Below are 21,726 nucleotides of genomic sequence, written 5' to 3' on the forward strand. Positions count from 1 at the left end.
AAAAATACAAGTACTTTTGGCCCCCGAAACACAACAATTACTTGAAACGGAAAGCATTATTCATTATAAACCCGGTTTCGGGAGGCAAAAAAAAAGATCAGGTTCCGCAACTCATTAAAAAACACCTTGATCACCATGTCTACGACTACCATATCGAGTTCAGCACGCTCGATAACATCATCAGGGCAATAGCGATTGAAGGCGCCAAAAATTATGATGTAATTGTAGCCGTTGGCGGCGATGGTACGGTTAACGAAACGGCATCGGCTATAGCCGGAACTGATAAACAATTAGGCATTATCCCATATGGTTCGGGTAATGGGCTTGCCCGTTTTTTACAAATACCTATGGATGCTGCCAAAGCCATCCGGTTACTCAATACCGGTGACGTTAAAACTATTGATTCGGCCCGATTAAACGGCAAATGGTTTTTTAATATGGCCGGTATGGGTTTTGATGCCCACATCAGCGAGGTGTTTTCGCATACCGTAAAACGTGGCTTCAGCTCGTACCTTAAATCTTCTATCGAAGAGATATCTAAATATAAGGCGCAGGATTACCGCCTGGAGATCGATGGCAAGGTTTATGATCGTACAGCCTTTATGCTCAGCTTTGCCAATTCATCACAATACGGCAACAACGCCCACGTATCACCCCATGCTTCGTTGCATGATGGGTTGATCGACGTTTGCGTGATCAAACCCTTCCCCGCGTACCGGCTGTTAGAAATGGGGATCCGTATGCTCACCAAAACTTCCGAAAGCTCAAAATTTGTCGAGATCATACGCGGCAGGCATGTAAAGGTGGAGCGCGCAACCGAAGGCCCAGTGCATTTGGATGGCGAGCCAAGCATCATCGGCGCCGATGCCCAGATTGATGTGATCCCCAACTCGTTAAACGTAATTGTGGGCGAGGGTTATAAAGGATAGTTTTTATTTCGGATTTCGGATGTTCAATTTTTCGCATGCGTTTGTTTTTAATGGTGCTCAAGAAGGCTGCGCCGTTTCGGATTTTTTTGATGGGCAAACGATAAAAACACACGCCATGCTGAACTTGTTTCAGCTCCCATTGTACACCTATCCTTAAGGCAAACTGCACTAGGTCGCTTCCGGCATCGTCCTCCTTTTTCTATCTTTACATCTGCAAAGCAACAATCACCATGTCAAAAAAAAATAAAAATACGTCGGGCATTATGTACTCTACCGATCCCGGTTTTCAATACACTGACGAGGAACAGCAGCCCGAAGGTACCCTGCCGCCACAACAGCAAAACCTCAGAATATTTCTTGACCGTAAGGGCGGCGGTAAAATGGTGACTGCTATAGCCGGTTTTGTTGGCAGCGCCAGCCACCTGGAAGCATTGGGCAAAAAACTCAAAACCAAATGCGGTGTTGGCGGCTCGGTAAAGGAAGGAGAAATATTAATTCAGGGCGACTTTCGCGATAAAATTTTAACTCTCCTGCAAGCCGAGGGTTACAAAGCAAAAAAAGCCGGCGGATAAAAAACCGCAAAGCATGGGTGTATATTTGACACCAAAGTATCGCTTTAGTTACAAAAAAAATAATGCAACCGCTTGCGTTTGTAAAAAAAAATGGTTTGTATTGTAAAAAATTGTCTCGATAACAGGCAATTTTTTTATTTAAACACGTTATTGAATAACCAATTAGGCAAAAACATGCCCAATATTAATTTATTATAAAGAATGGTGAAAAAGGTTTTTTTTATCCATTAATATTATAAATTTGTTATTCTTTTACTAAGTATAGCACATTAATTAACTTACATTTATAAAAACTAAAAAACTAAAATTAAAGTAATGGCAAACGCACCAAAACCAACTACCGTTAAAAAAGAAAGCTCAAGCTCAGCGGGTAGCATGTTCTCATCTTTCGCTATCCCAATCTGTATTGTTGTGTCCATATTAGTATTCTGGCTGTTTTTGGGTGATGGAAGTCACTTTAAAGGCGGCGACGTAGAACACGGCGAAGCTACAGACGTATTTGGCCTTGTACACAAAGGTGGTTATGTAGTACCGATCATCATGAGCTGTTTATTAATGGTTATCACTTTCTCTATCGAGCGTTTTGTGGTTATCGGCAAAGCATCTGGTACCGGCAGTGTTGATACTTTTGTTAAAAAAGTACAAGCCTTTTTAAATCAGGGTAACATTGACGCGGCTTCTGCTGAGTGCGATAAACAAAAAGGTTCTGTTGCTAACGTGATCAAATCGGGCTTGAAAAAATATCGCGAAATGGAAGCCGAAGTAGGTTTGGACGTTGATCAAAAAACAATGGCCATCCAAAAAGACATTGAAGAAGCTACTTCGTTAGAAATGCCAATGTTAGAGCAAAACTTAACCATCATTGCAACCTTAGTATCAATCGGTACATTAATGGGTTTATTAGGTACAGTATTGGGTATGATCGGTGCATTCCGTACCATGGGTGCAGCAGGTGCTCCAAACGCTTCTGAGTTATCGGCTCACATTTCTGAAGCTTTGATCAACACTGCATTAGGTATCAGTACTTCGGCTATATCAATTATCATGTACAACATCTTTACATCAAAAATTGATACGTTAACTTACGCCATCGACGAAACTGGCTTTAGCATAGTTCAAACATTCGCTGCATCACACAAAAAATAATTATTGATGCATTGTAGCGTTAATTACAGTAACATGTAGTTAATCATTGTTGAACATATATTTAAATAAAAAATATGCCCAGAGTTAAAATAGCGAGAAAAAGTACAGCAACCGACATGACCGCAATGTGCGATGTGGCGTTCCTGCTGCTTACCTTTTTCATCATGACGTCGAAATTTAAAGCCGACGACCCGGTACCGGTGGCTATACCATCTTACACCAAAACTGTTGTGTTGCCCGAAGAAAATACGGCTACGTTAACTGTTGGTAAAGGCAAAGTGTTTTTTAGTGTTGATGGCGATAAAATACGCGCCTCAATGCTTGAGCAGGTGGGCCAGTTATACAGCATTACCTTTACTCCCGAAGAGAAAGCTATGTTTGTAACCCTGCCAACCTTTGGTATGCCTATTGCCAACTTAAAAGGCTATCTCCAGCAGTTAATAAACGACCCCGAAAAAGCCAAAACAATACAACAGCCCGGTATACCTTTAGATACCGTAAGCAACGAATTGTTTAACTGGGTAAGAGAAGCCCGTAAAGCCGACGTAGCACTTAATGGCAAAGCTTTGTTAATATCAATTAAAGGTGATAAAAAAGAGGAGTATCCAACCATCGGAAAGATCATCGCGATATTACAAAAGCAAAAAGTTAACAAATTCAGTTTAATTACGGCATCCAGAGGGATGTAAAAAAATAAAAAAATGGCAGAATTAAATACCGGCGGGGGTGGCGGCGGACATAAAGGCGGCAAGGTAAGGTCGAAAAAATCATCAACCCGCGTTGACTTAACAGCGATGGTGGATTTGGCTTTCTTGTTGATCACTTTCTTTATGTTAACCACAACCCTGTTAAAGCCAAAGGCAATGGACCTGGCAATGCCCGATAAAGATGAGCAAAAGCACGATGAGCTGGCTGTGCCTGCCTCACGTACCATGACCATCCTTTTAGGTGCAAATGATAAATTAGAATGGTTTATGGGTTTACCCGGAGAGCATCCGCCAACCACAGATAATTATGGTAAGGATGGCCTGCGTAAAGCTTTAACAGAAAATTCTGATAAAGTAAAAAAAGATTCGGGTGGTAAAGACATGATTGTGATCATTAAACCAAGCGACCATTCAAACTACAACAACCTGGTATCGGCTCTTGACGAGTTAAGCATTACAGGCATAGATCGTCACGCCATTGTTGATATCACACCTGTTGAGGTTGAACTGTTGAAGAGAGATCATAATTACTAATAATAACTAAAAAAATTAACCGTTAATTAATACAACAGTCCAGAAAATGATAGGATCAAAATTAGATATTTTTAATCCGGAATGGCTTAATGTTGTTTTTAAGGGCCGCAACCAGGCATACGGAGCATACGAGCTTAGAAAAGAGAACCCTAAAAACACCAACAGGGCGCTTATTATAGCTATCTTATGTTTTGTTTTTGTGCTTGCGTCGCCAACCATTTGGAACAAAATTAAGGGCTTCATTCCAAAAGCCGACGAGAAGGTGAAGATCACCGACGTTGTGCTGATGCCACCACCACCACTTGATAAAGCAAAACCACCACCGCCGCCACCCAAAGAACCACCGAAACCGAAGGTTGATCAGGTGCGTTTCCCGCCTCCGGTTGTAAAACCCGATAACGAGGTGCGCGAAAAAGATCCGCCTACCGAAAAAGAATTAGCGGTAGCTGATCCGGGCCAGAAAGAACAAAAAGGCGATCCTAACCAGGAGGTTAGAATTGACGAACCGGTAGGTAACGCCGATGTTAAAAACGTAACCGAAGCAGTAGACAACCAGGTATTTACCGCTGTAGAGATACAGCCTGAGTATCCGGGAGGCGAAGCAGCATTAGGTAAGTTTTTACAAAAAAACATTCGTTACCCGGCCATCGCTAAAGAAAACAACATACAAGGTAAAGTTTATATCCAGTTTGTTGTTGAACGCGACGGAAGCTTAACCGATATCAAAGTTATACGCGAACCAGGAAGCGGTACCGGCGACGAAGCCGTACGTGTACTTAAAATATCACCGCACTGGAAAGCAGGCGTACAAAACGGTAAACCTGTACGTGTACAATTTACATTGCCAGTAAACTTTAGTTTAGGCGATCAGAATTAATAGATGTTACAACAGTATAATGATAAGGAGAAATCGCTCACAAGGCGGTTTCTCCTCATTTTAGGAATCATCACTTTTATTGCATTTCTGGTACTTGGGCTAATGATTATCTTTTGGGATAAGTTTCCGCTCAACATGCCAAAATATCAAAGGGTTTTATTTGGCTCGCTAATAATTGTGTATGATATTATCCGCATTTCGCGTTTGTTTAAAAAACAGCCAAATGAAAAATAGTTCTGTTAGCATATTTTCTTTTTTGGCTTTATTATTGCTGCTTAACAGCTGCAGTAATCCCGGGGTAAAACATTATGATGATACCTTTATTAAAGGCGCTGCGCAGTTTGTAGCCGATGAATCATTTTCGCCCATTTTAGATCAGGAGCTTTATATTTTTAAAGCAGCCAACAAGGAGGCCCAGCCTCAGATGATCTACAAAACCGAAAACGACGCGTTAAAATTGTTTTTGAGCGATAGTATCAGGGTGGCTATATTGGCCCGTAATTTAAAACCGGCCGAGCTGACTTTGTTAAGACAGCGTACCCTGCCGCCCGAAATTAATTGCTTTGCCATTGATGCTGTTGCATTGATCGTTAATAAAGCGTCAACAGATACGTTAACATCGGTTGCCGAAATAAAAAGGATGCTGAGGGGTGAAACCAAAACCGATAAAAATATCGTTTTTGACAACCCAAATTCGAGCATTACACGATATTTAAAAGATTTGTCAGGGGTAGATCAATTTAATCAAAAAAATATCTATGCCCTCAAATCAAACGTTGATGTAATAAAGTATGTAAGCGAACATCAGCAGGCCATAGGTTTTATAAGCTATACCTGGCTGTTGGAACCCGATAAATATTACGCCGATTTAGTGAACAATATTAAAATGGTAGGTGTTAAAGATGAAAGCAACAAGGACGACCCGAAAAGCTACTATACGCCATCGCAAAATAGTTTAGCTATGCGGCAATATCCTTTACAGCGTTCTTTATATATCATAAACAGTACCGGCCGCCGCGGTTTGGCCACCGGTTTTGCAACTTTTCTTGAAAGCGAACGCGGGCAACGCATCGTATTACGATCTGGCTTATTGCCCGATTCGATACCAACCCGCGAAGTAAGTTTCGGAAAATCAAATTAGTAACACACGTACAAAAAGTAATATATAAGAGAGAATTAATAATTGAGCCATGAAAATAACAAGCAAGTTAGTTACCACATCATTAGGCCTGATATTGATAGGTTCATCAGTTTTTGCGCAAAGTCTGCCCGACGCCAAGAAAGCCATCGACGCTGAACAATATCAAAAGGCTAAGTCCATGTTGAAAAACCTCACGGTTACTCAAGCAACCAAAGACGAAAACTTTTTTTACCTGGGTTGGGTATACCTTAAACAGGATTATGCCGATTCGGCCAAAATCGCCTTTGATAAAGGCTTAGCCGTTAACCCAAAATCGGCCTTAAACGTGGCAGGCTTAGGCGCTGTGGATTTGTTGGATAATAACACCTCATCTGCCTCAGCTAATTTTGATAAAGCCATGCTATTGGCCGGTAAAGACACCAAACCATATGTATATATCGGTAAATCATACCTTTTAGGTAAAAAACCTTACGCGCCTAAACGTGCCGAAGCAGCTGTTGCCGTTTTAGAAAAAGCCAAAACTTTAGGCGGCAAAAATCCATCTAAAGATCCTGAGTTATTTGTTGCCTTAGGCGATGCCTACTCAGCTATGAGCGATGCCAATCACGCCTACACCAGCTATGCCGATGCACAAACGCTTGATCCGCATGCACCGAACGTAATGGTATCCATGGCGGTGTTAATTAAAGGTGCCGGTAACTTTGAAGATGCTATGAAAGGCTTTCAGGGTGCTGTAGCTGCCGACCCGAACTATGGCCCGGCTTACCGCGAAATGGCCGAAACTACATTGTTAATGGCCAACGCTGATCCCAAAAATGCACCAACGTTAGATAAACAAGCCGTTGATTACTACAAAAAATACCTGGATCTTACCGACCGTTCGCTCGAGTCGCGTTTCCGTTATGAAGACTTTTTGGTATACGCCAAAGACTGGAAAACTTTAGAACAGGAAGCTAATGACCTGGCTAAAACCCAAAACCCCGATCTGCGTGTTTATCGTTACCTGGGCTATTCGGCTTACGAAAACGGTAACTACCCTGCCGGTTTACAGGCTATGAATACCTGGATGAGCAAAGCAGCTCCAAAACGTATTATTTCTGGCGACTATGTTTATCTGGGCCGTTTACAACTTAAAACCCCTGGTCAGGATTCGATAGGTATATTGACACTAAAGAAAGCGCTTACGCTCGATACCGGTGAAACAGATATCTATAAAGAAATAGCTCTTGCCAACTACGGTGCAAAAAAATACAAAGCCGCTGCCGAATCTTATAATGATTACATTGTCAAATCACGTAAACACACTTTGAGCGACTATGTAAGCATGGGCCGTGCTTATTTTTATGCATTTGAAGATCAGCAAACCGCTTATGCCAAAACCAAAGTAGCACCCGATACAAGCTTATTAGTTAAGGCCGACACCGCCTTAAGTTATGTTAATCATGCTCTTCCAAAACCAAACGCTACTGTAACGCTTATTCGTGCACGTGTGGCAGATGCCCGCGAGCCTGAAGACCGTTCGAAATTTAAAGCGTATGGCAAAGCGATGTACGAAGAATACATCGCAGAAGCTGCCAGCCTTACAGATCCGGCATCTAAAAAGGGTTTGTTAGAAGCTTATATTTACTTAGGCTTTTACTACGAGTTAACCGCTAAAGATGACGCCAAAGCCGCCGAAAACTGGGGCAAAGCCAAAGAGATAGACCCGGCTAACAAACAGGTAATGCAATATTATGCACGCCATGGTGGTCCACCGGCTCCGCCGTCAGCACCAGGCAAAGGAAAATAATAATATATAGCCCCCGGATGTGTCCGGGGGCTTTTTTATTTAACATCAAACATTATATATTTGCTGCATGGAATCACAGAGTCTTCCCGTTAATTACCTGCCTATTATCTTCCAAATGATCGTAGCCGTAGGCTTTGTAGTAGGTACGATGTTTGCCACGCACAAACTTGGCCCAAAACGCAAAACTGATGATAAGCTAAGCACGTTCGAGTCGGGTATCGAAGTTATCGGTAACGCCCGTACCCCCATCTCTATTAAATACTTTTTAGTAGCCATTCTTTTTGTACTGTTTGATGTTGAAGTAATATTTATGTACCCCTGGGCCGTAAACTTTAAAGATTTAAAAGGAACCGGTATGGTTGAGATGTTTGTTTTTATGGGTACGCTGTTACTTGGCTTTATTTATGTACTAAAAAAGAAGGCTTTAGACTGGGATTAATTAGAACGATTCCAAATACTTAGCTTAGTGTTTTTTTAACACTGATGACGATATAATTGTTAATTTTGTACTCATCCTTTTTAGGATGAGTTTTTATTATTATAACCTATGAGTGATATTCAGATAGTTGAGGCCCCTCCTGGTGTTGAAGGTTCCGGCTTTTTTGCCACCCGCCTTGATCAGGCTGTAGGTCTTGCACGTTCATATTCATTGTGGCCGCTTCCGTTTGCTACCTCGTGCTGCGGTATCGAGTTTATGGCAACCATGGGCTCACATTATGATCTGTCGCGTTTTGGTGCCGAGCGTTTAAGTTTTTCACCCCGCCAGGCCGATCTGCTGATGGTAATGGGTACCATTGCCAAAAAAATGGCACCGGTATTGCGCCAGGTATACCTGCAAATGGCCGAACCACGCTGGGTTATGGCGGTAGGCGCCTGCGCATCAAGCGGCGGTATATTTGATACTTATTCAGTTTTACAGGGTATTGATGAGATCATCCCGGTTGATGTTTACGTACCCGGCTGCCCGCCACGCCCCGAAGCCATTATAGATGGTTTTATGAATATACAAAAGTTGGTACAAACAGAGTCGGGCCGCAGGCGCGATGATCCTTCGTACCGCGATCTATTAGCTAAATACGGAATTCAATAATGGCCAAAGTATCTAACGAAGAGTTGCTACAAAACCTTACCGCCAAGTTTGGTGAAGCTATCATTACTGAAGGCGAACCCTATGGCCTGCTCACTATTGAAACCGGCCGCGAAAATATCATCGCCGTATTGAGCTACCTTAAAAGCGATCTGAACTTTATCCACCTTACCGATATTACCGCCATCCACTATCCCGAAAAGGAAAAACAGTTTGCCGTAGTATACCATGTACATAACCTGGCCGGTGGTGTGCGTATTCGCGTTAAGGTTGCTTTAACTACCGATGATGTGCATATCCCTACAGCGGTAAATATTTGGGACGGCGCCAACTGGATGGAGCGCGAAACTTACGACTATTTCGGGATCCTGTTTGACGGGCACCCCGATCTGCGCCGTATTTTAAATGTTGACGATATGACGGTGTTCCCGATGCGTAAAGAGTACCCGCTCGAAGACCCGAACAGAATAGATAAAAAAGACTATTTCTTTGGAAGATAATATTCAATAAAGAATGCAGAATCATCCTGTTTTTACTGATAACGACCCGCAAACTGAACATTCGACCCTTAACCTGGGGCCAACCCACCCGGCTACACACGGTGTATTCCAAAACGTGCTGGAGATGGATGGCGAACGTATCGTAGGCGGCGTATCCACCATAGGCTACATCCACCGGGCGTTCGAAAAAATTGCCGAACACCGTCCCTTCTACCAGATCACCCCGCTCACAGACCGTTTGAACTACTGTTCATCGCCTATCAACAACATGGGCTGGCACATGACGGTGGAAAAATTGCTGGGCATCCAGCTGCCAAAACGTGTAGATTACCTGCGCGTTATCATCATGGAACTTGCCCGCATCAGCGATCATATTGTGTGCAATGGTGTATTAGGCGTTGATACCGGCGCGTTTACCGGCTTTTTATACATGATGCAGTGGCGCGAGCACATCTACGAAATTTACGAAGAGATCTGCGGCTCACGCTTAACCACCAACATTGGCCGTATAGGCGGTTTTGAGCGTAACTTTAACGATATCGCTTTCGCGAAGATCAACTCATTCCTAAAAGGCTTTCCGCCCGTGTTAAAAGAGTTTGAAGCACTGTTTACCCGTAACCGGATATTTGTTGACCGTACCAAAGACGTTGCCGCCGTAACTGCCGAAACCGCATTAAGCTACAGCTGGAGCGGCCCGTTATTACGTGCTGCCGGTGTTGATTACGATGTGCGTGCACAAGAGCCATACAGCTCGTATCAGGATTTTGATTTTGAAGTACCCGTTGGCAGCAATGGCGACGTATACAACCGCTTTTTGGTGCGTAACGAAGAAATGTGGCAAAGCCTGCGCATGATCCAACAGGCTATGGACATGATAGCTAAAGAAGATTCAAGCATCTTCCACGCTAATGTGCCCGAATTCTACTTGCCACCAAAAGAAGAAGTTTATAATAACATGGAAGCCCTCATCTATCACTTTAAAATTGTGATGGGCGAAATTGATACCCCAACTACCGAGGTTTACCATTCGGTTGAAGGTGCTAACGGCGAATTGGGCTTTTATTTGGTTAATGATGGCGGACGCTCACCGTACAGGCTGCATTTCCGCAGGCCAAGCTTTATCAATTACCAAATGTATGCGCCCATGAGCCGCGGTATGTTATTATCCGACGCGATTATAAACATGAGTAGTTTAAATGTAATAGCAGGAGAATTAGATGCTTAGAGTTGAAGAAAAACAAGAGCCGGTTACTTTTTCGGCAGAGTTGATCGCTAAAATGGCCGATGTGGTTAGCCGTTATCCGGAAGGAAAACAAAAGGCCGGCCTGTTGCCTATTTTGCATTTAGTACAAGCCGAATACGGTTGGGTAAGCGCCCCGGCAATGGATGTTGTAGCCGATTACCTGGATATACAACCCATTGAAGTTTACGAGGTGGCCACATTTTATACCATGTATTTAATGCGCCCACAGGGTAAATACCTGCTGGAGGTTTGCCGCACGGGCCCATGCTGCCTGGTTGGCGCCGAAAAAATAATGGATTACATTGAACAGAGATTAGGGGTTAAAGAAGGCGAAGTTACTGCCGACGGCTTATTCAGCTGGCGTGGAGTAGAGTGCCTTGCAGCCTGCGGCTTTGGCCCGGTACTGCAAATTGGCCCCGAATATACTTTTTACGAAAATTTAACACCCGAAAAGGTGGATACTTTAATAGCAGATTTAACAGCAAAGACACAAAATTAATGCCCTTATGACGGCCTCAACCTTAATATTATCAGATGTTTTGTTTGCAGGCGCGTTAACCAGCATTATAGCTACCGACGGATTAAAAGAGTACCCGATACTGTTTTATCCCTTGCTCAGCGTAGCGCTTGCAACCTGCATATTAAGGCATATTAATTATTATAAGCTTACTAAAAGGATCTATTAGCAACCATGGGACGCAAACTTTTATTAGAACATATCAATGTACCCGGCATCAATACCTTTGATGTTTACCGCTCAAAAGGCGGCTATGCTGCTGTTGAAAAGGCTTTAAAAACTTTAACTCCCGACGAGATAGTTGAAGAGGTAAAAAAATCCGGCTTGCGTGGCCGTGGCGGTGCGGGTTTCCCAACGGGTATGAAGTGGAGCTTTCTGGCTAAGCCCGAAGGCCGTGCCCGTTACCTGGTTTGTAACGCCGATGAGTCGGAACCCGGCACTTTTAAAGATCGCTATTTAATGACCATGATCCCTCACCTGCTGATCGAGGGCATGATCGTTTCGAGCTTTGCTTTGGGTGCCAATGTATCCTACATCTACGTTCGCGGCGAAATGATGCCGCAGATCCGTATCCTTGAAAAAGCCATTGCCGAAGCAAAAGCCAAAGGCTTTTTAGGCAAAAATATTTTAGGCACCGGTTACGATCTGGAACTATACGTACAACCCGGCGGCGGCGCCTACATTTGCGGCGAAGAAACCGCTTTGTTAGAGTCGCTCGAAGGTAAACGTGGTAATCCGCGCATCAAACCTCCGTTCCCGGCTATCGCTGGCTTATGGGGCTGCCCAACTGTGGTAAATAACGTTGAATCGATAGCAGCAGTTGTTCCCATCATCCGCGATGGTGGCGAAGAATACGCTAAGATCGGTATCGGCCGCAGCACAGGTACTAAATTGATCTCGGCGGGTGGTAACATCGTTAAACCCGGCATTTACGAGATCGACTTAGGCTTACCTGTTGAAGAATTTTTATACTCTGATGAATATTGCGGCGGTATCGCCAATGGCAAACGCTTAAAAGCGGTTGTTGCAGGTGGCTCATCCGTACCAATTTTACCTGCTAACCTGTTCTTAAAAACGGCTGCTCTGGCACCTCGTTTAATGAGCTACGAGTCATTGTCAGATGGCGGTTTTGCTACCGGTACCATGATGGGTTCGGGCGGTTTTATCGCATTTGATGAAGATCAATGCATCGTTCGCAACACCTGGAACTTTACCCGTTTTTATCACCACGAAAGCTGCGGCCAGTGTTCGCCTTGCCGCGAAGGTACCGGCTGGATGGAAAAGGTATTGCACCGTTTAGAATACGGTCACGGTAAACTGAGCGACATGGACCTGCTGGTTGATGTATCGAAAAAAATTGAAGGCAATACCATTTGCCCGCTGGGCGATGCGGCGGCCTGGCCGGTAGCCAGTGCGATACGCCACTTCCGCGACGAGTTCGAATGGCACGTAACAAACCCCGGCGAGGCAACAACCCGGAATTTTGGTTTGGCACATTATGCCGATCCGTTACCAACGCCAGAACCGGCTCCGGCGGGATAATAAAATAACCCGTATGTCATTGCGAGGCACGAAGCAATCGCACATAGGCATAACGGCTATACAAAGTTTGCGATTGCCACGCTGCGCTCGCAATGACATAGAAAAAGAGAATTATACTTTTAAATAAAACATGAAAGTAACTATAGACGGAATTAGCGTTGAAGTACCCGATGGAACATCCATCCTCAATGCCGCAAGGCAAATAGGTGGCGATATCGTTCCGCCGGCTATGTGCTATTATTCAAAACTGCAGGGTAGTGGTGGTAAATGCCGTACCTGTTTAGTTAAGGTAAGCAAAGGCTCTGAGAAAGACCCTCGCCCGATGCCTAAACTGGTAGCATCATGCCGTACCAATGTAATGGATGGTATGGAAGTGCAAAACATCACCTCGCCCGAAGTGATCGAGGCTCGTAAAGGGATAGTGGAGATGCTGCTGATCAACCACCCGTTGGATTGCCCTATTTGCGACCAGGCCGGTGAGTGCGATCTGCAAAACCTGGGTTTTGAGCACGGTTCGGCTAAAACCCGTTACGAGTTCGACCGTCGTAAATTTGAAAGGATAGACATTGGCGATAAGATCCAGCTGCATATGACACGCTGCATCCTTTGCTACCGCTGCGTATTCACTGCCGATCAGATCACCGATCACCGCATCCATGGTATTTTAAACCGCGGCGACCATTCGGAGATCTCAACTTACATACAGGCCGCTGTTGATAACGACTTTTCGGGTAACGTCATTGATGTTTGCCCCGTAGGCGCTTTAACCGACAGGACCTTCCGCTTTAAAAACCGGGTATGGTTTACCAAACCTGTTGATGCACACCGCGACTGTGATCACGAAAAGTGCAACGGTAAAGTAACCCTGTGGTACAAAGGCGAAGACGTGCTGCGCGTAACCGCCCGTAAAGATGTTTATGGCGAGGTGGAAGAGTTTATTTGCAACACCTGCCGTTTTGATAAAAAGAAAACCAGTGACTGGGTAATTGAAGGGCCGCGTAAAATTTCGCACCAATCGGTTATCAGTTCAAACCATTACGATACGCTGATACCACTGCCAGTTGTAAAAAACAACCCGCTGTTGGTTGAAGCCAATAAAGAACAATTTGAACGTCAAACACGCTTATAATAAATGGAATTAGCTTTTGCATTGGGCCTGGTGGCTCAAAAATTTATTTTGATCGTCATCATCTTCGCTATCAGCCTGGTAGCGGCTATGTATTCTACCTATGCCGAGCGTAAGGTGGCGGCATTTTTCCAGGACAGGGTTGGCCCTAACCGTGCCGGACCACTGGGTATTTTACAGCCTCTGGCCGATGGTGCCAAAATGTTTATGAAAGAAGAGATCATCCCAACAAGGGCAAACGCTTTTCTGTTCATTGTAGGTCCTTCGCTGGCTATCATGACGGCCTGTATCGGTTCTGCCGTTATTCCGTGGGGGCAGCAAATTGTTATCGGTTCAACCGTGGTCGATCTGCAGGTTACCGATATCAATGTGGGCGTTTTATACATTTTCGGTGTAGTATCGCTTGGTGTTTACGGTATCATGATCGGTGGCTGGGCATCAAACAACAAATACTCGCTGTTGGGCGCTATCCGTGCAGCATCTCAAAACATTAGCTACGAAATTGCCATGGGTCTTTCTATCATTGCCCTGTTAATGATAACCGGTACCCTAAGCTTACGCGAAATTACAGAACAGCAGCATGGTTTCTGGAACGGCCACTGGCTAACCTGGAACGTGTTTAAACAGCCGCTGGGCTTTTTACTGTTCATGGTTTGTGCTTTCGCCGAAACCAACCGTTCACCATTTGATTTGCCCGAGTGCGAAACCGAGCTGGTTGGCGGTTACCACACCGAGTACTCATCCATGAAATTAGGCTTTTACCTGTTTGCCGAATACATCAACATGTTCGTATCATCGGCGGTAATGGCAACCTTATACTTTGGCGGTTATAACTATCCGTTTATGGATGTGGTAAACGCACATTTAGGTTTAACCTGGGGCCCACTGGTAGGCACGCTGGTATTATTTATCAAAATAGTGGCCTTCATCTTCTTCTTTATGTGGGTACGCTGGACGATCCCGCGTTTCCGCTATGACCAATTGATGGACCTGGGCTGGAAGATCCTCATCCCGCTGGCAATCATCAACATCGTGATAACCGGGCTGATTTATAATTTTAAGTGAGATTAGAGCATTATTAATATGGAACAATTAACTAATCGCCGCAAGGTAATCGAATCAAAACCACTCAACTTTATGGAGCGGGCTTACCTGCCAGCTATATTGAGCGGCCTGCGTATTACCGGAAAACACTTTTTCCGCAAAAGCGTAACCATCCGTTACCCCGAGCAAAAACGCGAGTTTTCTGAAAACTTCCGCGGCCAGCATTCGCTTAAGCGCGATGAGGAAGGTCGCGAGCGTTGCACAGCCTGTGGTTTATGCGCCCTGAGTTGCCCGGCCGAAGCCATCACCATGATAGCTGCCGAACGCCAGAAAGGCGAAGAACATTTATACCGCGAAGAAAAATACGCAGCTGTTTATGAGATCAATATGCTGCGCTGTATTTTCTGCGGCTTATGCGAAGAAGCCTGCCCTAAAGAGGCAATTTATCTTGACGGCGACATCGTTCCGTCGAACTTTTTGCGTAAGGATTTTATTTACGGCAAAGACAAATTAGTGGAGAAGCCGCTAAATCAATAAGGAAGTTTTATACCTTTGCCCGTCCTTAAAACGCGGCAAAGGATTAGTAATTATACAGATGAGTTTATTTTACTTTATCGCCTTTTTATCCATACTGTTCGCACTGCTGGTTATTTTTTCGAAAAACCCGGTACACAGCGTGCTGTATCTCATATTAACTTTCTTTACGTTTACCATACACTACATTTTATTGAACGCCCAGTTTTTGGCCGTGGTAAACTTTATTGTGTATATGGGTGCCATTATGGTGCTCTTCCTGTTTGTGCTGATGCTGCTTAACCTCAACAAAGATGCCGAACCGGTTAAAAGCGCCATGGTAAAACTCGCGGCTATTATTGGCGGCGGCTGTTTGCTGGCAACCATTATCGCATCGGTTAAGGCGCTGAGTATTTCTGAGCCCGTAGTATTAAAAAATGCCGACCTGGGCCTGGTTAAAAACCTGGGTAAGATATTGTTCGGTGAGTTTTTACTGCCGTTCGAAGTATCCTCGTTGTTGCTTTTTTCGGCAATGGTGGGTGCTGTTTTATTGGCCACTAAAGATAAATCAAACGCTTAACCCATGGATACGTTAACGCAAAACATACAAACCATACCGCTTAATCACTACATCATATTATGCGCCATCATCTTTTCGATAGGCGTAATGGGTGTATTGATCCGCCGTAACGCCATTGTGATATTTATGTCGGTTGAGCTGATGCTGAACGCGGTTAACCTGCTGCTTACCGTATTCTCCGCTTACCGCGGCGATGCCACCGGGCAGGTATTTGTGTTTTTTATCATGGCCCTTGCCGCTGCCGAAGTAGCGATAGGCCTATCCATCATCGTGATGGTTTACCGCAATACCAATTCGTTGGATATTAACGTACTGAACAGGTTGAAACACTAAGAAATAATTAAGAGTCAAGACTTTAGTCTTTAAAGCGATAAAATATAAATGGTAAATAATTATATCTGGCTTATTCCCGTACTTCCGTTAATTGGATTTTTGATTAACGGAGTTGGCCGCAATGCATTGTCAAAAGGCCTTATTGGTGTTATTGGCAGCGCGGTAGTTTTAGCATCCTTTGGTATCAGCGTGGCTGCCTTTATGCAGGTAAGTAAAACCGGTGGCTTTACCGTTAACCTGTTCGACTGGATAAAAGTTGGCAATCTGGATATTCAATTCTCTTTCCTGGTTGATCAGTTAAGCTCCATTATGCTGCTCATCATTACCGGAGTAGGCTTCCTCATCCACGTTTACTCGGTAGGCTACATGCACGATGATGCCGGGTTTGGTAAGTTCTTCTCGTACCTCAACCTGTTTGTGTTCTTTATGCTGTTGCTGGTATTGGGTTCAAACTACGTGGTGATGTTTATTGGCTGGGAAGGTGTAGGTTTATGCTCATACCTGTTGATCGGTTTCTGGTATAGTAATGGTGAGTATGCCGATGCCGCTAAAAAAGCCTTTGTAATGAACCGTATCGGCGATTTAGGCTTCCTTATCGGTATCTTTGTTATTTTTAACGCTTTTGGTTCGGTAGCTTTCGCCGATGTGTTCCACAAAGCAGAATCGCTGCACAGCGGCAACACTACCGTATTATTGATCACTCTTTTGCTGTTTATCGGTGCAACCGGTAAATCGGCACAAATACCTTTGTTTACCTGGCTGCCAGACGCAATGGCCGGCCCAACTCCGGTTTCGGCACTCATTCACGCTGCAACCATGGTTACAGCCGGTGTATATATGATAGCCCGCTCAAACATCTTGTTTACCCTGGCGCCGGTTACCATGCACATCATCGCTGTTATCGGTTTAATGACGTTGGTTTTAGCCGCGCTCATCGCCATTACACAAACAGATATTAAAAAGGTACTGGCTTATTCAACCGTATCGCAACTGGGTTATATGTTTTTAGGTTTGGGCGTTGGCGCTTATACCGGGGCATTCTTCCATGTGTTAACACATGCTTTCTTTAAAGCCCTATTGTTCCTGGGTGCAGGTTCGGTTATTCACGCGGTAAGTGGCGAGCAGGATATGCGTAATATGGGTGGCCTGCGCGGCAAATTGCCAATCACTTTTGCCACCATGCTTATCGGAACCATCGCTATCGCCGGTATACCGCCATTTGCAGGCTTTTTCTCAAAAGATGAAATACTGGCACACGTTTACGAACATAACCCGGTGCTATGGGTAATTGGTGTGTTAGGTGCTGTGCTCACATCTTTCTACATGTTCCGAATGATGTTCCTGACCTTCTCGGGCAAATTCCGCGGTACTCATGAGCAGGAACACCATCTGCACGAATCACCAGCTACCATCACTATACCGTTGATCGTTTTGGCTGTATTATCAGTAGTTGGTGGTTTTATCAATGTGCCCGAAGTATTATGGGGCCATCACTCGCTCGAAAACTTTTTATCACCCGTATTCAAAGTATCAACAGACATGTTGAGTCATGATAAGATCGAAACTTCGGCTTCAACCGAATGGGCCTTAATGGGCGTTTCGGTAGTTGGCGCACTGTTCGCTTTGGGTTGGGCTTACAGCAAATACATCAGCAAAGGTCAGTTACCTGTTGCCGATACCGAAGAGCGCCCGGCATTTACCAGCTTATCATACCATAAATTTTATATCGACGAAATTTACGATACCATCATCCGCAAACCGCTTGATGCCATATCGGTGTTCTTTTACAAAGTTGTCGATCTGTTAGGTATCGATGGCTTTGTGAACGGCCTGGGTAAAGGCTCGATGGAAGCGAGTAAAGATCTGCGCCTGTTACAAAGCGGTAACGTAGGTTTCTATATTTTTATGATGGTAATAGGCATTGTTGCCTTACTGGTTTACAATATATTCAGATTTTAAGGGCATTTATAAGATATTATAATGACGGTTACTATATTACTTTTTTTACCGGTACTCGGTGCGCTGATAACCTTGCTGTTTAAAGGGTCATCGGCTAAAACGGCGGCGCTGTTTTTTGCCGTGGCCGAATTAGCTGTAGCTGTGCTTTTCCTCACCAAATTCATTCCCGATTCGAGCATCCAGTTTTCAGTCGATTATCCCTGGATAGAACAATTCGGCATTCACTTTAAAGCCGGTATCGATGGTATCAGCATGGTATTGGTGCTATTAACCACGCTGCTTGTGCCCATCATCATATTAAGCAGCTACAAGCACGAATACAAAAACCCATCGGTTTTTTATGCGCTTATTTTGTTTATGCAGGCCGGTATGCTGGTAGTATTTACTGCGTTTGATGGCTTTTTATTCTATGTTGGATGGGAAATAGCCCTAATACCCATCTACTTTATCTGCGCACTATGGGGCGGTACCGATCGTATCCGCATTACGCTTAAGTTTTTTATTTACACCTTCGCGGGATCGTTGTTCATGTTGTTAGGGTTCATCTACCTGTACATGCAAACGCCCGATCACACTTATGATCTGCAATCGTTTTACCATTTACAATTAAGCGCTGCACAGCAAGCCATGGTATTCTGGGCGTTCTTTTTAGCTTTCGCTATCAAGATGCCGATATTCCCCTTCCATACCTGGCAGCCCGATACCTATACCGAATCGCCAACCGCCGGCACCATGATGCTTTCGGGTATTATGCTAAAAATGGGTGTTTACGGCGCTATCCGCTGGATGATCCCTATCGCACCTGCCGGGCTGACGAACAGTGGACCTTATGTGATAGTTTTGGCCGTTATCGGCATTGTATATGCATCGCTTATCGCCTTTAATCAAAAAGACGGCAAACGTTTGATCGCTTATTCATCCATTGGCCACGTTGGCCTCATAGCTGCCGGTATATTTGCCTGGAACGTGCAGGGCATACAAGGCGCCATGATCCAGATGCTTAACCACGGTATCAATGTTGTGGGTTTGTTTTTTGTGATGGACATCATCAGCCGCCGTTTAAATACCCGCGATATCGACCAGTTGGGAGGCATCTCAAAAGTAGCACCGCAATTTGCAGTTAAATTTCTCATCATTTTGTTAGGTACAGTGGCCCTGCCCTTAACCAATGGTTTTATCGGCGAGTTTTTGTTATTGAACGGTGTTTATCAATACAATATCTGGTTATCCGCTGTAGCGGGATTGACCATTATTTTTGGCGCGGTTTATATGCTGCGTATGTACAAAAAAGTAATGCAGGGCCAAACCAACAGTCTCACCGCTACCTTTACCGATATTGATGGTTCCGAAAAAGTAGTTTTACTGATCATCTGCGTACTCATCATTTTTATAGGTGTGTACCCCAAACCAATTCTGCACCTGTCCGAAGCCAGTGTAAAAGCACTTATTGAACAGGTAAACATTAAATCATTATCAGCTAAGTAAACAATGAATACTCTAATAATCATTTCTGTTTTACCGATCATCCTTTTATACCTGGGATTGTATAAGTTTAACAAAGCTTTATTACCGGTTACTATAGTTGGCTTACTTGCTGCCTTAGGCTGCGCTATTGCTGAATGGAACCAATATCCAAGTCCTATTTTTAGCGGCATGATGCTGTTTGATAACTTCTCCATCGCGTTTTCGGGCGTTACTATTATCTCAACCATATTGATCCTGCTGCTGTCAAAAAACTATTTCGAAAGTATCAGCGAGCACGTTGCCGAGTATTATTCCATTATTTTGTTTGCCCTTGCGGGGATCATCGTGATGCTCTCATACCATAACATGGTGATGCTGTTTATCGGTATCGAGATCATGTCGGTAAGCTTGTATATCCTTGCGGGGATCAAAAAGAAAGATTTCGCATCTAACGAAGCTTCATTAAAATATTTTTTAATGGGCGCTTTTTCAACCGGGTTTTTATTATTTGGTATCACGTTGATCTATGGCGCTACCGGGTCGTTTAACCTGGATACGATACAGGATTGGGTAATTCATCACCCACGTAACACCGAGCCGTTCTTTTACCTGTTTTATGCCGGTATTTTGTTAATGATCGTGGGCCTTTGCTTTAAAGTAGGCGCAGCACCCTTCCATTTCTGGACACCCGACGTATATGAAGGAGCGCCAACACTCATCACTTCGTTTATGTCGACTGTAGTTAAAACAGCAGGCTTCGCTGCTTTCCTGCGTTTGTTTTCAACCTGCTTTGGTACGGTTGCCAACCTGTGGACACCAACCCTGCTCATCATCACCATCCTGACGTTGTTTATAGGCAATATCACCGCCTTATACCAGCAAAGCTTTAAACGGATGCTGGCGTTCTCGAGCATCTCGCACGCGGGCTATATGCTGTTTGCTATTGTGGCCCTGGGCGCAAACTCAAACAACTCGGTATTTGTTTATGCTACGGCTTATTCCATAGCATCTATCATTGCTTTTGCGGTACTGATGCTGGTGCAGCAACAATCCGGCTCCGACCGTTTTGAAGCTTTTGACGGCTTGGCTAAAAAGAACCCGTTCCTGGCGCTGGTACTCACTATATCCATGCTATCATTGGCCGGTATACCGTTAACCGCGGGCTTTATCGGTAAATTCTTTATGTTTTCGGGCGCGCTGGCGCAATACCAGATCACCCTGGTTGTTATAGCCGTAATTAATGCCATCATCAGCATTTATTACTATTTCAGGGTAATTGTAGCCATGTATTTTAACCCGGTCGAGCGTAACGAACTTTCTGTACCAACTTATTTCACTCTTGTTTTAGGCTTTTCGGCACTAATAACCATTGTTATTGGTGTATACCCGGTTTTTTTAACTACCTTAATATAATATTTACCGGTAGGGTAAACCGGTTAAATATTTGTAGTTTTACAAATATCGAATGGAAAGTTTCTGGGAACACCTAAAAAATTTAACCGAAGCAAAAGCGATTATTGAACACGGTGGGTTTTACCTGTTGCTTGTAGTTGTTTTTGCCGAAACAGGTTTATTTTTCGGATTCTTTCTACCCGGCGATTACCTGTTGGTACTGGCAGGCATATTTTGCGCCAACGGTATGATCAATACTTCAATTTACGTATTGATACTAAGTCTCATAGCTTCTGGCTTTTTAGGTAATTTTGTTGGGTATTGGTTTGGTTACCGAACGGGTGATGTATTGTTCACCCGCGATGACTCGTGGTTCTTTAAAAAGCGATATGTGCGTGTAGCCGAAGAGTTTTATACCAAACATGGCGGAAAAGCATTGATTATTGGAAGATTTCTCCCCATAATTAGAACTTTTGCTCCTATCTTTGCAGGGATTGCCCGGGTTGATTTTAAACGGTTTACCCTTTACAATTTGGTAGGCAGCATTGCCTGGGTAACTACCCTAACCCTGATAGGCTATTTTTTGGGGCGTAAATATCCCACCCAGATACAGGATTATTTACAATATATTGTAATTGGTTTAATAATAGTTACAACAATTCCGCTTATTATAGCTTTAGTAAGAAAGCGGTTGGCAAATAACAACATTGACGATAAAACAAACACATAAA

24 protein-coding genes are annotated in these 21,726 nt (G+C 44.1%); all 24 read left to right on the forward strand.

Annotated features, from left to right (window positions below):
• Window positions 1-41: 41 nt before the first annotated feature.
• The 24 genes from ACFGVR_RS05725 (at window position 42) to ACFGVR_RS05840 (ending at window position 21,725) form a co-directional block, all read left to right on the forward strand.
• Window positions 42-929, forward strand: coding sequence for a diacylglycerol/lipid kinase family protein (locus ACFGVR_RS05725; RefSeq protein ID WP_448701713.1), 888 nt, complete (start codon window positions 42-44; stop codon window positions 927-929).
• A 230-nt stretch (window positions 930-1,159) separates the two neighbouring features.
• Window positions 1,160-1,501: a translation initiation factor gene (locus ACFGVR_RS05730; protein ID WP_448701714.1), complete on the forward strand. Its 342-nt coding sequence runs from the start codon at window positions 1,160-1,162 to the stop codon at window positions 1,499-1,501.
• A 315-nt stretch (window positions 1,502-1,816) separates the two neighbouring features.
• Window positions 1,817-2,647 (forward strand): MotA/TolQ/ExbB proton channel family protein, encoded by an 831-nt coding sequence (locus ACFGVR_RS05735; protein WP_448701715.1) that lies wholly within the window; start codon window positions 1,817-1,819, stop codon window positions 2,645-2,647.
• Between the two features lie 74 nt (window positions 2,648-2,721).
• Window positions 2,722-3,336 (forward strand): ExbD/TolR family protein, encoded by a 615-nt coding sequence (locus ACFGVR_RS05740; RefSeq protein WP_448701716.1) that lies wholly within the window; start codon window positions 2,722-2,724, stop codon window positions 3,334-3,336.
• Between the two features lie 12 nt (window positions 3,337-3,348).
• A complete protein-coding gene (locus ACFGVR_RS05745; RefSeq protein WP_448701717.1) occupies window positions 3,349-3,888 on the forward strand; it encodes an ExbD/TolR family protein in 540 nt (179 codons plus the stop codon).
• Window positions 3,889-3,934: 46 nt separating this feature from the next.
• Window positions 3,935-4,765 carry an energy transducer TonB gene (locus tag ACFGVR_RS05750; protein ID WP_448701718.1) on the forward strand — a complete coding sequence of 277 codons (831 nt, stop codon included), beginning with the start codon at window positions 3,935-3,937 and terminating at the stop codon, window positions 4,763-4,765.
• Window positions 4,766-4,988: 223 nt separating this feature from the next.
• The gene (locus ACFGVR_RS05755) at window positions 4,989-5,906 is read left to right on the forward strand and encodes a PstS family phosphate ABC transporter substrate-binding protein (RefSeq protein WP_448701719.1); all 918 of its coding nucleotides are present in this window, start codon (window positions 4,989-4,991) and stop codon (window positions 5,904-5,906) included.
• 49 nt (window positions 5,907-5,955) lie between these two features.
• Window positions 5,956-7,695, forward strand: coding sequence for a tetratricopeptide repeat protein (locus ACFGVR_RS05760; protein WP_448701720.1), 1,740 nt, complete (start codon window positions 5,956-5,958; stop codon window positions 7,693-7,695).
• Window positions 7,696-7,762: 67 nt separating this feature from the next.
• Window positions 7,763-8,134, forward strand: a complete 372-nt coding sequence (locus tag ACFGVR_RS05765; RefSeq protein ID WP_448701721.1) for an NADH-quinone oxidoreductase subunit A — start codon at window positions 7,763-7,765, stop codon at window positions 8,132-8,134.
• A gap of 108 nt (window positions 8,135-8,242) precedes the next feature.
• Window positions 8,243-8,785 (forward strand): NADH-quinone oxidoreductase subunit B, encoded by a 543-nt coding sequence (locus ACFGVR_RS05770; protein WP_448701722.1) that lies wholly within the window; start codon window positions 8,243-8,245, stop codon window positions 8,783-8,785.
• A complete protein-coding gene (locus tag ACFGVR_RS05775; protein ID WP_448701723.1) occupies window positions 8,785-9,282 on the forward strand; it encodes an NADH-quinone oxidoreductase subunit C in 498 nt (165 codons plus the stop codon). Before ACFGVR_RS05770 ends, ACFGVR_RS05775 begins: the two co-directional genes overlap by 1 nt.
• Before the next feature lie 13 nt (window positions 9,283-9,295).
• Window positions 9,296-10,507 carry an NADH-quinone oxidoreductase subunit D gene (locus ACFGVR_RS05780; protein WP_448701724.1) on the forward strand — a complete coding sequence of 404 codons (1,212 nt, stop codon included), beginning with the start codon at window positions 9,296-9,298 and terminating at the stop codon, window positions 10,505-10,507.
• Window positions 10,500-11,024 carry an NADH-quinone oxidoreductase subunit NuoE family protein gene (locus ACFGVR_RS05785; RefSeq protein WP_448701725.1) on the forward strand — a complete coding sequence of 175 codons (525 nt, stop codon included), beginning with the start codon at window positions 10,500-10,502 and terminating at the stop codon, window positions 11,022-11,024. The genes ACFGVR_RS05780 and ACFGVR_RS05785 overlap by 8 nt, the downstream gene beginning before the upstream one ends.
• A gap of 7 nt (window positions 11,025-11,031) precedes the next feature.
• A complete protein-coding gene (locus tag ACFGVR_RS05790) occupies window positions 11,032-11,211 on the forward strand; it encodes a hypothetical protein (RefSeq protein WP_448701726.1) in 180 nt (59 codons plus the stop codon).
• Between the two features lie 5 nt (window positions 11,212-11,216).
• Window positions 11,217-12,584 (forward strand): NADH-quinone oxidoreductase subunit NuoF, encoded by a 1,368-nt coding sequence (nuoF, locus tag ACFGVR_RS05795; RefSeq protein WP_448701727.1) that lies wholly within the window; start codon window positions 11,217-11,219, stop codon window positions 12,582-12,584.
• 130 nt (window positions 12,585-12,714) lie between these two features.
• The gene (locus ACFGVR_RS05800) at window positions 12,715-13,713 is read left to right on the forward strand and encodes a 2Fe-2S iron-sulfur cluster-binding protein (RefSeq protein WP_448701729.1); all 999 of its coding nucleotides are present in this window, start codon (window positions 12,715-12,717) and stop codon (window positions 13,711-13,713) included.
• Between the two features lie 3 nt (window positions 13,714-13,716).
• Window positions 13,717-14,775 carry an NADH-quinone oxidoreductase subunit NuoH gene (gene nuoH, locus ACFGVR_RS05805; RefSeq protein WP_448701730.1) on the forward strand — a complete coding sequence of 353 codons (1,059 nt, stop codon included), beginning with the start codon at window positions 13,717-13,719 and terminating at the stop codon, window positions 14,773-14,775.
• An 18-nt stretch (window positions 14,776-14,793) separates the two neighbouring features.
• Window positions 14,794-15,291 carry a NuoI/complex I 23 kDa subunit family protein gene (locus ACFGVR_RS05810; RefSeq protein WP_448701731.1) on the forward strand — a complete coding sequence of 166 codons (498 nt, stop codon included), beginning with the start codon at window positions 14,794-14,796 and terminating at the stop codon, window positions 15,289-15,291.
• A 58-nt stretch (window positions 15,292-15,349) separates the two neighbouring features.
• Complete coding sequence (locus ACFGVR_RS05815; RefSeq protein WP_448701732.1) at window positions 15,350-15,847, forward strand: NADH-quinone oxidoreductase subunit J family protein; 498 nt, start codon at window positions 15,350-15,352, stop codon at window positions 15,845-15,847.
• A 3-nt stretch (window positions 15,848-15,850) separates the two neighbouring features.
• Window positions 15,851-16,180 (forward strand): NADH-quinone oxidoreductase subunit NuoK, encoded by a 330-nt coding sequence (gene nuoK, locus ACFGVR_RS05820; RefSeq protein ID WP_448701733.1) that lies wholly within the window; start codon window positions 15,851-15,853, stop codon window positions 16,178-16,180.
• A 48-nt stretch (window positions 16,181-16,228) separates the two neighbouring features.
• Window positions 16,229-18,139: an NADH-quinone oxidoreductase subunit L gene (gene nuoL / locus ACFGVR_RS05825; protein ID WP_448701734.1), complete on the forward strand. Its 1,911-nt coding sequence runs from the start codon at window positions 16,229-16,231 to the stop codon at window positions 18,137-18,139.
• A 21-nt stretch (window positions 18,140-18,160) separates the two neighbouring features.
• Entirely contained in the window at window positions 18,161-19,624 is a 1,464-nt protein-coding gene (locus ACFGVR_RS05830) for a complex I subunit 4 family protein (protein WP_448701735.1), read from the forward strand.
• Window positions 19,625-19,627: 3 nt separating this feature from the next.
• Window positions 19,628-21,016 carry an NADH-quinone oxidoreductase subunit N gene (locus ACFGVR_RS05835; protein ID WP_448701737.1) on the forward strand — a complete coding sequence of 463 codons (1,389 nt, stop codon included), beginning with the start codon at window positions 19,628-19,630 and terminating at the stop codon, window positions 21,014-21,016.
• A 52-nt stretch (window positions 21,017-21,068) separates the two neighbouring features.
• Window positions 21,069-21,725, forward strand: a complete 657-nt coding sequence (locus ACFGVR_RS05840) for a DedA family protein (RefSeq protein ID WP_448701739.1) — start codon at window positions 21,069-21,071, stop codon at window positions 21,723-21,725.
• Window position 21,726 lies beyond the last annotated feature (1 nt).

It is taken from the genome of Mucilaginibacter aureus (assembly GCF_053514885.1).

What these genes read in the sequence shown, in the direction of transcription:
- nuoF (WP_448701727.1), top strand. Translation starts at nt 11,217, where the DNA reads ATGGGACGCAAACTTTTATTAGAACATATCAATGTACCCGGCATCAAT.
- nuoK (WP_448701733.1), top strand. Translation starts at nt 15,851, where the DNA reads ATGGATACGTTAACGCAAAACATACAAACCATACCGCTTAATCACTAC.
- nuoL (WP_448701734.1), top strand. Translation starts at nt 16,229, where the DNA reads ATGGTAAATAATTATATCTGGCTTATTCCCGTACTTCCGTTAATTGGA.
- ACFGVR_RS05770 (WP_448701722.1), top strand. Translation starts at nt 8,243, where the DNA reads ATGAGTGATATTCAGATAGTTGAGGCCCCTCCTGGTGTTGAAGGTTCC.
- ACFGVR_RS05830 (WP_448701735.1), top strand. Translation starts at nt 18,161, where the DNA reads ATGACGGTTACTATATTACTTTTTTTACCGGTACTCGGTGCGCTGATA.
- ACFGVR_RS05750 (WP_448701718.1), top strand. Translation starts at nt 3,935, where the DNA reads ATGATAGGATCAAAATTAGATATTTTTAATCCGGAATGGCTTAATGTT.
- ACFGVR_RS05735 (WP_448701715.1), top strand. Translation starts at nt 1,817, where the DNA reads ATGGCAAACGCACCAAAACCAACTACCGTTAAAAAAGAAAGCTCAAGC.
- ACFGVR_RS05730 (WP_448701714.1), top strand. Translation starts at nt 1,160, where the DNA reads ATGTCAAAAAAAAATAAAAATACGTCGGGCATTATGTACTCTACCGAT.
- ACFGVR_RS05840 (WP_448701739.1), top strand. Translation starts at nt 21,069, where the DNA reads ATGGAAAGTTTCTGGGAACACCTAAAAAATTTAACCGAAGCAAAAGCG.
- nuoH (WP_448701730.1), top strand. Translation starts at nt 13,717, where the DNA reads ATGGAATTAGCTTTTGCATTGGGCCTGGTGGCTCAAAAATTTATTTTG.
- ACFGVR_RS05780 (WP_448701724.1), top strand. Translation starts at nt 9,296, where the DNA reads ATGCAGAATCATCCTGTTTTTACTGATAACGACCCGCAAACTGAACAT.
- ACFGVR_RS05760 (WP_448701720.1), top strand. Translation starts at nt 5,956, where the DNA reads ATGAAAATAACAAGCAAGTTAGTTACCACATCATTAGGCCTGATATTG.
- ACFGVR_RS05775 (WP_448701723.1), top strand. Translation starts at nt 8,785, where the DNA reads ATGGCCAAAGTATCTAACGAAGAGTTGCTACAAAACCTTACCGCCAAG.
- ACFGVR_RS05800 (WP_448701729.1), top strand. Translation starts at nt 12,715, where the DNA reads ATGAAAGTAACTATAGACGGAATTAGCGTTGAAGTACCCGATGGAACA.
- ACFGVR_RS05835 (WP_448701737.1), top strand. Translation starts at nt 19,628, where the DNA reads ATGAATACTCTAATAATCATTTCTGTTTTACCGATCATCCTTTTATAC.
- ACFGVR_RS05740 (WP_448701716.1), top strand. Translation starts at nt 2,722, where the DNA reads ATGCCCAGAGTTAAAATAGCGAGAAAAAGTACAGCAACCGACATGACC.
- ACFGVR_RS05745 (WP_448701717.1), top strand. Translation starts at nt 3,349, where the DNA reads ATGGCAGAATTAAATACCGGCGGGGGTGGCGGCGGACATAAAGGCGGC.
- ACFGVR_RS05810 (WP_448701731.1), top strand. Translation starts at nt 14,794, where the DNA reads ATGGAACAATTAACTAATCGCCGCAAGGTAATCGAATCAAAACCACTC.
- ACFGVR_RS05790 (WP_448701726.1), top strand. Translation starts at nt 11,032, where the DNA reads ATGACGGCCTCAACCTTAATATTATCAGATGTTTTGTTTGCAGGCGCG.
- ACFGVR_RS05815 (WP_448701732.1), top strand. Translation starts at nt 15,350, where the DNA reads ATGAGTTTATTTTACTTTATCGCCTTTTTATCCATACTGTTCGCACTG.
- ACFGVR_RS05755 (WP_448701719.1), top strand. Translation starts at nt 4,989, where the DNA reads ATGAAAAATAGTTCTGTTAGCATATTTTCTTTTTTGGCTTTATTATTG.
- ACFGVR_RS05765 (WP_448701721.1), top strand. Translation starts at nt 7,763, where the DNA reads ATGGAATCACAGAGTCTTCCCGTTAATTACCTGCCTATTATCTTCCAA.
- ACFGVR_RS05785 (WP_448701725.1), top strand. Translation starts at nt 10,500, where the DNA reads ATGCTTAGAGTTGAAGAAAAACAAGAGCCGGTTACTTTTTCGGCAGAG.